Source organism: Roseateles sp. 22389 (assembly GCF_052044995.1).
In the GTDB taxonomy this organism is placed as follows: domain Bacteria; phylum Pseudomonadota; class Gammaproteobacteria; order Burkholderiales; family Burkholderiaceae_C; genus Roseateles.
In genome coordinates this window covers 268,986-281,783 of the sequence record NZ_JBQEOF010000006.1, presented here as the reverse complement: position 1 = coordinate 281,783, position 12,798 = coordinate 268,986, and the positions used below count along the sequence as shown (strand labels likewise).

Here is a 12,798-nt window from a genome sequence, read left to right as displayed (position 1 = left end):
CGCGCATTCGGTGGCAATGCAGGAGGCAGATCGGGATCAGCGGCTATCCTCTGCCGCATCGTGTTCATTCCATGAAGCGTCCATGATCTTCGTCGATCGCCATCGAGTCCCACCGCCTCCGGAGTTGATCGCATTCCAAAAGAAGGAATTCGAGCGGTTCGGGTCACGGCCCGATCCTGATCACCTCGAACAGGACTTGCGCCGCCCCATGCCGGCAAAGGTGCGCAATGCCGTCGTGACCAGACTGAACGCGCTCTTTCAGGGCAAATGCGCCTTCTGCGAGCGTGCCGGCAGCAACGTCGAGAGGTTTCGCCCTCGCTGGCGTGCCATGCGTATCGGCAAGCGAATCGACGGCGAACACTATTGGTGGTTGGCAAACGAGTGGAGCAATCTCTATCTGAGTTGCCCGGAGTGCAACCTCAACAAGAGAAACCTGTTCCCCATCGAGGGCGATCCGGCGCCAGTCATGACCACCGGGTCGCTGCTCGATGCGGAACGCCCGCTGCTGATCGACCCCTGTCGGGACATTCCGAGAGAGCATCTCCGATTCGAGCCGGACGGGCAGGTCGTGGCCACGTCTTCCCGCGGTGCCGCGACGATCGAGATCCTCAAGCTGAACAGCCCCTACCTCGTGTCCGCGCGCCAGAGCCGCGCTGCGCATGCACAGGCGATCTTCAATTCAGACATGCCTGGAGAGCGCCGCAGCCAGGTGCTACGCGAGCAATTTCCGTCGAGCGGCTATCACCATGCGGTCTTCGAGATGATGGCCGCGAGATTCGAGCAGGCATTGAGTTCGAACGAGGATTCCGAGCCTCCCGAAGTTCCCCCTTCTCCGGCGGTCGCCGCGTTGCCCGATGCGGTCTGGCTCAAGACCATCGAGATCCAGAACTTCAAGTCGATCGACAAACTGAAGCTCGTCTTTCCCGAGCCGCAGAGCCGCGATGACGTCGTCATGCAGCCATGGCTGATGGTGCTGGGCGAGAACGGCGTCGGCAAGAGCACCTTGCTCCAGGCCGTGGCGCTGGCCCTGATGCCCGACAGCGAACGGCAGGACCTGGTGGCCGCGGGCAAGCTCCAACCGGCCGAGGGCTGGCTCAACCGGGCCGGAAGCGGCCGGAAGGGGTGGGTGCGGCTCACTTTCTCCGATGAGAGCGCGCGCACCTTGTCCTTCCAGAGCGGGTCTCCCGCCTTCCAGGTGGAGGGCGATGCACCGCCCCTTCCGGTGCTGGCCTATGGCTCCACCCGGCTGCTCTCCGAAGCAGAGACCGACGACCGCAGCGCGGCCGTGCCTTCCATCAGCGTGCGCAACCTCTTCGATCCCCGCCACCCGCTGACGAATGCCGAGCGCATGCTCTGCGACGAGCAACGCTTGCCGCCAGAAAACTTCAAGCTGCTGGCCGAGGATCTGCAGGGCCTCCTGCCACTGACGGGCAATGCGACGCTGTCCCGCAAGGACGGCCGCATGGAAACCATGCTGCACGGCACTCCCGTCCCGCTCGACGAGCTCAGCGGTGGCTATCAGTCCGTCCTCGCCCTGGCGATGGACATCATGATCCACCTCACCAGCAGCAGCTTCGACATGGAATCGGCCCAAGGCGTGGTCATGATCGACGAGATCGAGCTGCACCTGCATCCCCGCTGGAAAATCCAGGTCGTAGCGCAGTTGCGTCAGCTCTTTCCGCGCGTGCGCTTCATCGTCAGCACCCACGATCCCCTCTGCGTGCAGGGGCTCCACAAGGGCGAACTCTGGGTCATGGCGCGGCATGCCGCGGACCGGCGTCTGGCGGTCGAGCAGATCAATGTGCCTGCGGGCACGCGAGCCGACGAAGTGTTGACCGGCCCCTGGTTCGGCATGCAGGCGACCATCGACGCCGACACGCTGGATCTGATGGCCCGGCACAGCGCCCTGCTCCATGCCAGGAAACGGACGAAGGCGCAGGAGCGGGACCTCGAGCGGATGGCGCTGGAACTGCGCGACCGGATGCACACGTTCGGCCATACGCGCTCGCATCGCGCCGCGCTGGCGGCGGCCGCATCACTGGAGCAGGAACTGTCCCGGGCGGAGGCCGATCCAAGGATCCGAGGCCGGTTGCGACAGATCCTGGATGACGGGGCCGGGGCGAAGGGAATCAGTGATGCATAACTTCCAGCGCCCCGCTGAACCCGAGAACTTTTCTGCCCGGACGAAGGCTGCGCGGGAGAAGGTTGAAGCTCATTTCCTCAAGCCCGCGCCGCCTGCGGCCGTCGTGGCCGTCGATCCGGGCGCCCCGGCCGCGCCCGACTCCGGTGCGACGCAGAAACGAAAGCGCAAGTCGAAGGGTCGGGCCGAAGAGAAGAAGGAAGAGCTATTCCCCAGTCTCTGGTCCAAGCACAAGCACAAGTTCAGCAGGGCTCAGCGCGGCAAGTGTGCGTACTGCGAAGGGCTGATCCTGGGCCTGCAGTATGGGGACGTCGAGCACATCCAACCGAAGGCGGAGATCCATGACCTGCCGGACGATCCCGCCCATTGGGGGCAGGAGGGATTCTGGAGTTCATCGGTGGAGGGACGCAAAGCGGTGGGTCAGCCCATCAAGCCCGGCTACTGGTGGCGGGCCTATGACTGGAACAACTATCTGCTCAGTTGCCAGATCTGCAATCAGCAATGGAAGGCCAACTTCTTTCCCGTGGATGGGGTGCATCCGAAGGGGCCGCCTGTCGAAGGGCACGAAACCGAGCCGGTCTGCACGCCGTGGCTGCTTTCCCCCTTCGATGAAGGTTTCGATCCGTCCCGGCATTTCGACTATGGACGGATCGGCGAGATCCTCGGCTGCTCGGAATGGGGCCGCATGACCATCGCCACCTGCGGCCTGGATCGTCCCAGCCTGCGGCTGGCCCGCTACAAGCTCGCGCGCGCGACTCATGAGCATCTCGACGAGATCGCCCGCGACGTGACGGAGCGGGACGTCCTTCGCGTGCTGACCTACATCGAACGCGACGGCGAGGAGACGCAGGCTTTCTGCGGCATGGTCCGCACCATCTTCACCCGCCGCACTGGTCTCCCATGGAAAAAGCTGGGAGAGCTGACCGAGCAGCTGCGGAATCGCGGAGTGCCCGAACGATCCCTTTGCGACTGCTGAGCGGTGTCCTCCGCCGACGCATCGCCTGTGCGGCGGCCCGCGACTAGCCGACGCGCCGCCGCATTTCGGCCGGGTACTCGACGAAGCCCAGCGATCGATAAAGGCCCTTGCCCTCCGGCGTCGAGCCGAGGTTGAACTCACGCACGCCGAGCGCCTCGCAGGCGGCCATCGCGCGCGCGACGAGGTCGGTCGCGATGCCTCGGCCACGGAACGCCTGGTCGGTGAAGACATTGGCGACTCGCCCCATCTGCGCACCGGGATTGGCCCGCGTCGGCCCCCAGTCCAGCAGCACGACGCCCGCGCCGCCGATCACCCGGCCCTCATGCATGGCGAGAAAGCCGATGTAGCGGCGGCTGCCAATGCGAGGCCGCACCCATTCCGCATAGCCAGCGCGCCGCGCGGCGTCCTCCTCTCGATGACACGCATGCGCGGCGATCTGCTCGGCATCCGAGGGCAGCGCGCGGCGCACCGCCCAAACCTGCTGCTCCACGGCGGAGTCCATCTGAACCGTCATCTCACTCCTTCGGATGCCACCAGTCGAAAAGGCGACGCAGTCTACGCGATTCGGCGCATCGATATTTAACCCATCAATCACCGGCGCAGGCAGTAATCACGACAAGCACTTGACACCGGATATCGCCTTTCCGATTAGCATCCATTCCCAGCGCCGAGCCAGCGATTCAGCAAAGCGATTTCCGAGAGGAAAATGAAAGCGCTTCAACTATCCCTTTTCATGACCGCCCTCTCGATGCTTTCCCCAGGAGTTTCCGCGACGACGGATGAAACAGCGAGGATTCATGTCGGACTCTGTGGTCAGTCTCCACCGACGGATTTCGAAATCGCCAAGAGGATTCACTCCTTCAAGCAATCGGCGGGTGGCACATCGGCCACGCGCGAGTATTTCCAGGCCATTCGTCCGGTCGCCCGCCTGAGCAGCTTCAAGTCCTCAGGAGACGACGTCATCCGTCTCGAAGGCCGAATCGACGCAAGCACTCCGGAGGCATTGACCAATAGAATCCGTAAAGCCCCTGAAATCAAGGTTCTGGAAATCAATAGTTTTGGTGGCGACGCGGCTGCCGCCATGCGCATCGCCCAGATCCTGGAAACTTCTCGGCTCTCGCTACGGATCGCTGGATTCTGCATGTCCGCCTGCGCCAATTACCTGCTGCCGGCGGCCAGGTCGGTTATCCTCGCCAATGCAACCATTGGATTCTACGGCAGCCCATGGGCTTGTTTCCAGCAGTCGTCAGCCATTGACGGCGTCATGCGATGGGGCCTTTCAAATTATTTGGCCCTTTGGCAGGTGGCGCGTCAGGACGAGGAATACATGTCCAAGTATCCGCGCCTCAAGGAAATCATCTTCCGCTCGCAGCGGCCCGACCGCGGCGCCAACGATGGAAAACCCCGGGATTGGTTGCTCGTGAGGCCTGAGGATCTGTCGAGATTCGGTATCCGGCTTCAGGCGTCGACAAACTCAGCGACTTTCGACCGGCTCGCCGCCGACCCCTCGGACGGCCTGCTCGGACCGGTCTTCGTCCCGTAAGGATCGCTTCAGCGCTTGACCCCCGCCGCCAGCGCGCGCTCAGCGCGCCGCGGCGTCGGTGCAGTCCGCGGCGGGCAGGCCGGGCCGTTCCAGGCGGAACTCCCGGCCCTTGTTCCACAAGAGATAGTCGCCGTCCGCGAGCCGGCCGCCGTAGCGCGCGCCCGAGGCGCTGACCTGGTGGTCGAGCACCACGCGGCCCTGCGCGGTCTTGAGCACCGCGGCGCCCGGATCGCTGTTGACGAAGGTGACGGTCACCTCGCCGTCGACAGTGGGGCAGCGCAGCGGCAAGGGCCCGACCGCGAGGCCGCGCCGGTCCTCGCGCCGCGCGTCCGGCAGCGTGCGCAGTTCGGCGATGCGCAGCGCGTATTCATCGCGGACGCAGCGCCGCGGGTCGTCGCGCTTCCAGCAGTCATCGCGGCCCTTGAGCCAACCGCGCTGCATCGCCTTCAACTCCGGATGCCGCCGGGCCTCGGGGCCGGTGCTCGCCAGGCCGTACAGCCGCGCGACCTCCCGGTCGAGCTGGGCGAGCTCGGCGTCCTCACACACCAGGCGCTCGGCCTGGCCGGCCGGCTTGGCGCACGAGAAGCTCGGGCCGGCGGCCCAGGCCGCCGGCGCCGCGGCCAACGCCAGCGCCATCAGCGTCAATCGGAAAGGCATCATCAGGGTCTCCTGTTCCACGGAACTTGATCCGGAGGCCCATTCTCCGCCCCGCCTCAGAGCGAATTGAGGAAGGCCAGCAGGGCTTCCCGGTCCGCGGTGCTGAGCTTGACGAAACGCTGGCGGCTGGCCGCAGCCTCGCCGCCGTGCCAGACGATGGCCTCGGTGAGCGTGCGGGCGCGGCCGTCGTGCAGGTAACCCACCTTCACGGCGGGACCGGCCACCGCCTCGGTGTAGCCGATGCCCCACAGCGGCGAGGTGCGCCACTGGCTGCCGCTGGCCTGGTCTTCCGACAGGCTGTCGGCCAGCTCGCTGCCCATGTCGTGCAGCAGCAGGTCGGTGTAGGGCTTGATCGTCTGGTTGCGCATCTCCGCGAGCTCGCTGGCCAGGCCGGTCTTCATCTCGGCGACGTGGCAGGCGGTGCAGCGGATGCTCGCGAACACCTGCGCGCCCGCCGCGACCTTGACCGGATCCACCGCCAGGTAGGACAGCGGCGTCACGCCCTTCGGGAAGCCGCTGACCAGGCTGCGCTGCGCCGGCACGCCCAGCTGGGCGACGTAGCGCGAGATCAACTGCAGCTCATCCTCGCTCAGGCCCTTCTCCACCTTCTTCTTGTCGCACTGCGCCGGGCCGGCCAGGCAGTCGCGGTTCGGATAGATCGGCGAGGTCACCGACATGTCGAGCAGCGCCGCATTGGCCGTCTGGTGGCGCAGGCTGACCTTGGTCGCCTTCCAGCCGTAGCGGCCCACCCGCACCTGGCCGGTCTCTGGGTCGTAGACCAGGTTGGCCTGGCCCTTCACGCCGTCCTCGTCCGGCGTGCTGCGCACGCGCGCCAGGATGTCCGCGTCGGGGACCGCCTCCAGCAGCCCGAGGCCGATCACCGGCTGCGCGCTGCGCAGCGAATAGGCCGCCGGCGTCGGGCCGTCGAAGCGGATCCGCGGCTTGCTCAGCGTCACCACCGTGCCGTCGGCCAGCGTGACGGTCCGGGTGTCGAAGCCGGCCACGCGCACCGCGTTGCCCCAATCCTGCGCCGCGCCCGTGGTGAGGGAGCGCGCATTCATCTGGACCGCCAGCCCGTAGACCGGATGCGCCTGCTGCTTGCCGTCCGCGCCGATCGCGGCGGTACGCACCGCCATCGTGTCCAGGCGCTGGTTGATCACCTGCGGCGCCAGGCTGCGGCCGTTGTTGATGTGGCAGCCGAAGCAGTTGGTCTGGTTGAAGCGCGGCCCCTGCAGCTTCACCGCGGCGGTGTTGCGGTCGTTGCCCGCCTCGTTGTGGTCGCCGGTCCACATGTTGGTGTGGAACCAGCGCCGGCCCTCGACGAAGCGCTGCATGTTCTGCATCCCGATCTGCGTGTTGGGCTGCTGGAACATGAAGGTCGCGTTGTCGGCGTAGTCGTAGGAGATCGAGCCGGTGCCGCCGAGCAGTGTCTCGGCCGGCAGCGGCGCGTTCAGCAGCCGCGGCTGCACGCCGTACCAGGGGCGCAGGCCGGTGCCCACGACATAGGTCACCTCGTTGGTGTAGTAGCGGAAGTTGCCGTTGTCCCCGATCGCGTCCATCGACGCGCGGCTCGCGAAGAAGGAGCCGGTGAACTCGATCGCGTCGCCGATCTTCAGGTCGCGCGAGGGCACGTTGACGCCGTTGGGCACCAGCACGCCGTTGGCGTTGGCGGCCACGTCCTGGTGACCCGGCACGTTGTCCAGCACCACCGAGCAGCCGTCATTCGCGCCGATGACGCCGGCGAAGCCGGAGGTGGGCTTGAGCAGCGCGCCCTCGGGCGGCTTGGGCACCACCGGGCAGGAGGTCAGGTCCTTGAAGCCGTCGGTGTAGGTGGTGTTGTCCAGCAGCCGGCCCGGCGACATCCAGCCGTAGCCGGTGACGCCGGCGTCGTCGAAGCGGCGGAAGAAGGAATGGCCACCGCCGCGCTGCGCCTGCTGGTAGTACTGGTTGACGATGATGCGGGGCTTGGTGACGCCGGCCACGCGGCTGTTGTCGATGAACTCGACGCCCCAGGTGCGGTTCTTGAAGTAGTTGGAGATGAAGTTCAGGTAGGCGCCCGGGCCCTTGTCCTGCGGCTTGCCGTTGGCGTCCACGGTGTCGTTGGGACCGAAGCCGACCTCGTTCCAGTCCTCGCCGCGCTCGCGCGCATGGCGCGAGCGGCCGACGAAGCCGAAGCGGGTCACCAGCGTGCCGTCCGGCAGCGAGAACTGCACCTGCTCCAGCAGCGCCGGCGCGGCGGGCGTCACCGGCGTCGCGCCCGCGGGCGGCACCGGGAAGGCCGAGGTGCTCAGCGTCGGCAGCGTGTTGTCGCTGCCCGGCGCGGCGAAGCTGACCTCGAACAGCGAGTAGCCGTACTGCGTGGCCCGCGCGACGCCCTGCAGCCGCAGGTAGCGCGCGTTGGCGTTCAGGTTGAAGAACTCCTCGGTGCCGCCCTTGCCGCCGGCCACGTAGCGCAGCTGGTACCAGGTCTCGCCGTCGTCGGACACCTGCAGCGCGTACTCCTTGCCATAGGCGTTCTCCCACACCAGCTTCAGGTAGCCGAGCGGCTTCTTGGCGCCGAAGTCGAACTGGATCCAGGCCTTGTCGTCGGGCTTGCTGGACCAGCGGCTGGCCAGGTTGCCGTCGATCGCCTTGTCCGGGCCGTTGGCGTCGTTCTCGGTCGCACTGGAGCTCGCCTTGACGACCGCGACCGCGGCGCCGGGCTGGCTCAGGTCCAGGCCGGCGGGCAGCTGCAGCGCCGGCGGCAGCGCGGGCGCGGCGTTGTCGGTGCCGGTCGGCAGGGTCGGCGGGGCCGGCGCGGCGGGCGGCAGCTCGGGTTCATCGCTGCCGACGGGCGCGGAAGCCGGCGGCGCGGGCGCTGCCGGCGGCGGTGCGGCGGGCGTGCCCGACACCGGCGGCGTGCCGGTCGAATCCCCGGAAGAGCCGCCTCCCCCGCCGCAGCCCGCCAGCGTGCCGGCGGCGCTGAGCGCGACCACGGCGGTGAATACGAGGCCCCACGGGCGCGGTGGGGGCGGGCAAGCCAACTTCGGGTCAGCCTCTGAAACGGGGTGGCGCATGACGCTCCTGCAGATCCGGAAAACGAAATACCGGAGCGCGGTGCTCCAGCGGACTTTCGCCTCGTTCATGCAGAGAACGTGCCGGTTGCAGACGGTCACAACCGACGTCGAAAAACACATTCATCACCATACGACAACGAAAACGTTAATTCGAAAGAGGTAGCCACCGGCGCTTGCCGCCGGAATGAGGGTCAGGTTTTGTCAGACGGAGGGGACAAATAATGTCACCCCGTGCGAGCCCCGCCCGGCCGGGCCTTCCTCCGCACGGCGTCCGGGAGGCCGCCGCGAGCGCGGCGACGCATCGGTCGAGCCACTCCTCCTTTCGCGACTGCGACGGTACGGCGCCCCACCCGCCCGCTGATGTACGGGGCACGGAAGTTGCCCCAGCGACCGTTATGCTGCGGACCGCGTCGCCGCCCGAGGCGGGAGGCCTCGCCCGTGCCGGCCGTCGCCGGAGGTTCCAGCCCGGAGTCGGTTCCATGGTCATCGAGAGGCACTGGTTGCGCTGGCCCGCCGCCGCGCTCGTCTTCGTCGCGGCGACGTGGCTCAACCTGCAGTTGCAGCCCTATCTCAACGGCCGCGGACCGTTGCTGCCCTATTTCCCTTCCCTGGTCCTGGTGGGCCTGGCCTGCGGCCTCGGGCCGGCGCTGGCCTTCCTCGCCGCCTCGGCGCTGGCCGTCCTCTATTTCTGGATCGAGCCCATCGGCCAGATCTTCCCGGTCAACTCGCTGCCCGACGCCACGCTGGTCGTGCTGTATCTGGCCGCCGGCGCGCTGATCGCCTCGGTCTCCGCCTGGGCCGGGCGGCTGATGCAGAAGGAGCGCAACAGCCGGCGCCGCCTCAACCTCGCGCTGGCCGCCGGCCGCATGGTCACCTGGGACTGGGACATGGTCACCGGCTTCGCCAACACCGCGGGCGGCGCGAAGCAGCTCTTCGGCCGCCATTGGTCGACGATGGAGGACATGCTGGCCGACATGTCGGCCGAGGACGCCGGGCGTTTCCGCGAGCGCTACCGCTACGCGACCGAAAGCGGCGGCCGCTTCAGCCTGGCCTGCCCGATCACGCGGCCGGACAACGCCGAGGTCGTCTGGACGCAGTTCGACGGCTACGTCAGCCTCGACGCCAAGGGCCGCGCGGCGCATGCCTACGGCGTCGCGGTCGACGTGACGGCCCAGCAGGAAGCGCTGCGCGCCAGCCAGGCGGCCGAGGAGCGCTTCCACTTGGCGCTGCACAGCGGCAAGGTGATGGCCTGGGAATGCGACCTGCAGGGCCGCTACACCTGGGCCTTCAACACGCCGATGGGCTTCTCGCGCGAGGCGCTGATCGGCGCCGAGGTCGGCAGCCTGGTCGGCGAGCCGCAGTTCGCCGAGATCGTCCGCGAGGCGGTAGCGACGGCCCGGCCGATGAACCTGGCGCAGCAGGTGTCGCATGGCGGCCGGACCTACCAGCTGCTGACCTCGCTGCGCCCCGTCCAGGCCCACGACGGCCAGGTGCAGCGCGTGATCGGCGCGACGGTCGATGTCTCCGAGCTCTCCGCCGCGCAGGAGGAACTGCGCCGCGAGAGCCAGCGCAAGGACGCCTTCCTGGCCACGCTCGCGCACGAGCTGCGCAACCCGATGGCGCCGATCCGCTATGCGGTGGCGATGCTGCGGCAGTCCGGCACCGAGGCCACGCGCGCCCACGCGACCGACATCATCGCGCGCCAGTCCGCCCACATGGCCCGGCTGCTGGACGACCTGCTCGACATGAGCCGCATCACCCGCAACGTGGTCGAGCTCAAGCGCCAGCTCATCGACCTGCGCACCGTGGTGCGGCAGGCGCTGGAAGCGGTGGAGCCGCTGTACAGCGAGATGAAGCACCGGGTCTCGCTCTCGCTGCCGCCGCGGCCGGTGCTGGTGGACGGCGATCCGACTCGGCTGCAGCAGGTGCTGGGCAACCTGCTGGACAACGCCGCCAAGTACAGCCCCGAGCCCGGCGAGGTGACGGTGCACGTGGCCGCCGAGGCCGACCGGGCCCGCATCACCGTGACCGACCGCGGCATCGGCATCGCGATGGAGATGCAGCCGCGCGTCTTCGAGCTGTTCACGCGGATCGATGCGCGCGGCGCCGCGCCCTCGGGGCTGGGCATCGGGCTGGCCGTGTCGAAGCAGCTGGTGCAGCTGCACGACGGCAGCATCGCCGTGGAGAGTGAAGGCGTCGGCCACGGCAGCCGCTTCATCGTCGAGCTGCCGCTCGCGCCGGGCGGGACGGTGCGCGCCGAGGACCCGGCCGCGCCCGCCGCGGTCGCGGAAACGGCGGAGATCGCGGCCGCCGAGGCGCCCTGCGTGATGGTGGTCGATGACAACGTGGACGGCGCCAACACGCTGGCCGAGGTGCTGCGCGGCGCGCACTACCGCGCCTCGGTGGCCTACAGCGGCGAGGACGCGCTGCGGCACTTCGAGCGCCTGCGCCCGCGGGTGATGCTGCTGGACATCGGCCTGCCGGGCATCTCCGGCACCGAGGTCGCGCGGCGCCTGCGCGCGATGGCGCCCAGGGACGAACTGGCGCTGATCGCCATCACCGGCTGGGGCCAGCGCTCCGACCGCGAGGCGACGGCCGCCGCGGGCTTCGACGCCCACCTGGTCAAGCCGGTGGAGTTCAACGAACTCGAGCGGGTGATGCAGCAGTTGCTGGGCGCGCCGCGCGCCGTCTCCTGAGGGGCGAGGCCTCGGCGCGCCGGCCTCAGGTCGACGCCGGCTCGCCGGCGCCCAGGGCCTGCTTCCATTCACGCGGCGAGCGCCCGACGCGCTGCGTGAACACACGCGACAGCGCCGACGCATTGGCGTAGCCCAGCTGGTCGGCGATCTGCTTGATCGGCCGTCCCAGCCGCAGCTGCTCCTGCGCCAGGCTCAATCGCCAATCGGCGAGGTAAGCCGCCGGCGCCTGCCCCACCAGGTCGCGGAAGCGCGCCGCGAAGGCGCTGCGCGACATGCCCGCCCGTTCCGCCATGCGCGCCAGCGACCAGGCCTGCCCCGGCGCCTCATGCACCGCGGCCAGCGCCAGCGCGATGCGGGGGTCCGACAGGCCCGACACCAGCCCGGGCTGCACGCCGGCCTCGGCGGGATGGTCGATGAGCCAGCGCAGCAGCTGGATCAGCACCACCTCGAAGAGCCGGTCCGCCAGCAGGCGCTGACCGCAGCGCGCGCGCTCGGTCTCCGAGAACAGCAGCTGCAGCGACAGCTCCAGCCCGCTCACCTTCGCCAGCGGCAGCAGCACCAGCGGCGGCAAGGCGCGCACCAGCGGGTTGAGCACGCCGCCGTCGAACTCGAGCTCGGCGCAGGTGAAGTCCGAGCCGTCGCGCGGCGGATTGCGGAACTCATGCGCGACCGGCCGCGGATAGAAGAGCAGCGAGGGCTCGTCCACCCGCAGCTTGCGCGGCAGGCCCGCGCCGGCCGGGTGGCGCAGTTCCATCTCGCCGCGCTGCATCACATGCAGGAAGCCTCGCCCCGGCAAGGGATCGAAGGGGCTGATGCCGCACAGCGGTCCGACATGGAACAGCCGCGCGCGCACCCGGAAGTGCTCCAGCAGCGACGACAGCCGGTCGACCGGCGCGGCGGCGGGGCCGGCGACGACGGCGGCGGTCGCAGGGGCCGGGCTCGGGGTTCGGATCGGGGCGCTCATGGACGTTTGGGTATGTTTATCGGATGAAACGCGGCCAATGCTACGACATCCTCACCCACACTGACGTCCAGCGGCACACGCTGCGAGATCCCCGAAAGGACCGGACCGGTCTCGCCGACGACCTCTTCTCCTACTTCTGAAAGGACTTTCCATGACTGCCACCTCCACCGCCACCTCCACCGTTTCCCGCGTCGCGCTCGTCGATCCCAAGCAGGCCCAGGGCGATGTCAAGGTCGTGCTCGACCAGATCCAGGGTGCCTTCGGCGCGACGCCGGCGATGTTCCGCGCGGTCGCCAATTCCTCGGCCGCCCTCAAGAGCCTGTGGGGCAGCTTCGGCGCGCTGGGCGGCGGCGTGATCCCGGCCCGGCTCGGCGAGCAGATCGCCGTGGCCGTGGCCGACCGCAACGCCTGCGAGTACTGCCTGGCCGCGCACACGATGCTGGGCCGCAAGGCCGGCGCCAGCGCCGAGGAGATGGCCGCGGCTCAGGCCGGCGAGTCCGCCGATCCCAGGACCGCCGCGGCGCTGCGTTTCGCGCTGAAGGTCGTCAACGACCGCGCGCAGGTCACCGACGCCGACGTCCAGTCGCTGCGCGAGGCGGGCTTCGATGACGGCGCCATCGTGGAGATCCTCGCCCACGTCGCGCTGAACCTGTTCACGAACTACGTGAACGTGGCCTTCGCCGTGCCGGTCGACTTTCCGTCGGTGAAGCTGCGCCGCGGCTGATCGACCGGCGCCGACGCGCACGAGCGCGCTCGGGACCCGGGG

9 protein-coding genes are annotated in these 12,798 nt (G+C 68.6%); 5 read left to right on the top strand and 4 right to left on the bottom strand.

The annotated features are described in order from the left end of the window. The first annotated feature begins 82 nt into the window (after nucleotides 1–82). Entirely contained in the window at nucleotides 83–2,143 is a 2,061-nt protein-coding gene (locus ACTJKJ_RS11315; RefSeq protein ID WP_440820488.1) for an AAA family ATPase, read from the top strand. Next, nucleotides 2,136–3,116, top strand: coding sequence for a hypothetical protein (locus ACTJKJ_RS11310; protein ID WP_440820487.1), 981 nt, complete (start codon nucleotides 2,136–2,138; stop codon nucleotides 3,114–3,116). The genes ACTJKJ_RS11315 and ACTJKJ_RS11310 overlap by 8 nt, the downstream gene beginning before the upstream one ends. Before the next feature lie 43 nt (nucleotides 3,117–3,159). On the opposite strand, the gene ACTJKJ_RS11305 is transcribed toward ACTJKJ_RS11310, so the two are convergent. Then, complete coding sequence (locus ACTJKJ_RS11305; RefSeq protein ID WP_440820486.1) at nucleotides 3,160–3,630, bottom strand: GNAT family N-acetyltransferase; 471 nt, start codon at nucleotides 3,628–3,630, stop codon at nucleotides 3,160–3,162. A gap of 192 nt (nucleotides 3,631–3,822) precedes the next feature. Here ACTJKJ_RS11305 and ACTJKJ_RS11300 point away from each other — a divergent pair, with 192 nt between their 5' ends. Continuing rightward, complete coding sequence (locus ACTJKJ_RS11300) at nucleotides 3,823–4,659, top strand: hypothetical protein (protein WP_440820485.1); 837 nt, start codon at nucleotides 3,823–3,825, stop codon at nucleotides 4,657–4,659. Nucleotides 4,660–4,698: 39 nt separating this feature from the next. Here the strand turns inward: ACTJKJ_RS11300 and ACTJKJ_RS11295 are convergent, their stop codons facing one another. Together ACTJKJ_RS11295 and ACTJKJ_RS11290 are read right to left on the bottom strand one after the other, a co-directional pair. Further along, complete coding sequence (locus ACTJKJ_RS11295; protein ID WP_297381816.1) at nucleotides 4,699–5,319, bottom strand: MliC family protein; 621 nt, start codon at nucleotides 5,317–5,319, stop codon at nucleotides 4,699–4,701. A 53-nt stretch (nucleotides 5,320–5,372) separates the two neighbouring features. After that, entirely contained in the window at nucleotides 5,373–8,291 is a 2,919-nt protein-coding gene (locus ACTJKJ_RS11290; protein ID WP_440820484.1) for a di-heme oxidoredictase family protein, read from the bottom strand. Nucleotides 8,292–8,851: 560 nt separating this feature from the next. Between ACTJKJ_RS11290 and ACTJKJ_RS11285 the strand changes: the two genes are divergently transcribed. Then, nucleotides 8,852–11,068: a hybrid sensor histidine kinase/response regulator gene (locus tag ACTJKJ_RS11285; RefSeq protein ID WP_440820483.1), complete on the top strand. Its 2,217-nt coding sequence runs from the start codon at nucleotides 8,852–8,854 to the stop codon at nucleotides 11,066–11,068. 25 nt (nucleotides 11,069–11,093) lie between these two features. Here ACTJKJ_RS11285 and ACTJKJ_RS11280 read toward each other — a convergent pair whose 3' ends face one another. Further along, entirely contained in the window at nucleotides 11,094–12,032 is a 939-nt protein-coding gene (locus ACTJKJ_RS11280; protein WP_440820482.1) for a cupin domain-containing protein, read from the bottom strand. A 151-nt stretch (nucleotides 12,033–12,183) separates the two neighbouring features. Here ACTJKJ_RS11280 and ACTJKJ_RS11275 point away from each other — a divergent pair, with 151 nt between their 5' ends. After that, the gene (locus tag ACTJKJ_RS11275) at nucleotides 12,184–12,756 is read left to right on the top strand and encodes a carboxymuconolactone decarboxylase family protein (protein WP_440820481.1); all 573 of its coding nucleotides are present in this window, start codon (nucleotides 12,184–12,186) and stop codon (nucleotides 12,754–12,756) included. Nucleotides 12,757–12,798 lie beyond the last annotated feature (42 nt).

What these genes read in the sequence shown, in the direction of transcription:
- ACTJKJ_RS11315 (WP_440820488.1), top strand. Translation starts at nt 83, where the DNA reads ATGATCTTCGTCGATCGCCATCGAGTCCCACCGCCTCCGGAGTTGATC.
- ACTJKJ_RS11310 (WP_440820487.1), top strand. Translation starts at nt 2,136, where the DNA reads ATGCATAACTTCCAGCGCCCCGCTGAACCCGAGAACTTTTCTGCCCGG.
- ACTJKJ_RS11305 (WP_440820486.1), bottom strand. Translation starts at nt 3,630, where the DNA reads ATGACGGTTCAGATGGACTCCGCCGTGGAGCAGCAGGTTTGGGCGGTG.
- ACTJKJ_RS11300 (WP_440820485.1), top strand. Translation starts at nt 3,823, where the DNA reads ATGAAAGCGCTTCAACTATCCCTTTTCATGACCGCCCTCTCGATGCTT.
- ACTJKJ_RS11295 (WP_297381816.1), bottom strand. Translation starts at nt 5,319, where the DNA reads ATGATGCCTTTCCGATTGACGCTGATGGCGCTGGCGTTGGCCGCGGCG.
- ACTJKJ_RS11285 (WP_440820483.1), top strand. Translation starts at nt 8,852, where the DNA reads ATGGTCATCGAGAGGCACTGGTTGCGCTGGCCCGCCGCCGCGCTCGTC.
- ACTJKJ_RS11280 (WP_440820482.1), bottom strand. Translation starts at nt 12,032, where the DNA reads ATGAGCGCCCCGATCCGAACCCCGAGCCCGGCCCCTGCGACCGCCGCC.
- ACTJKJ_RS11275 (WP_440820481.1), top strand. Translation starts at nt 12,184, where the DNA reads ATGACTGCCACCTCCACCGCCACCTCCACCGTTTCCCGCGTCGCGCTC.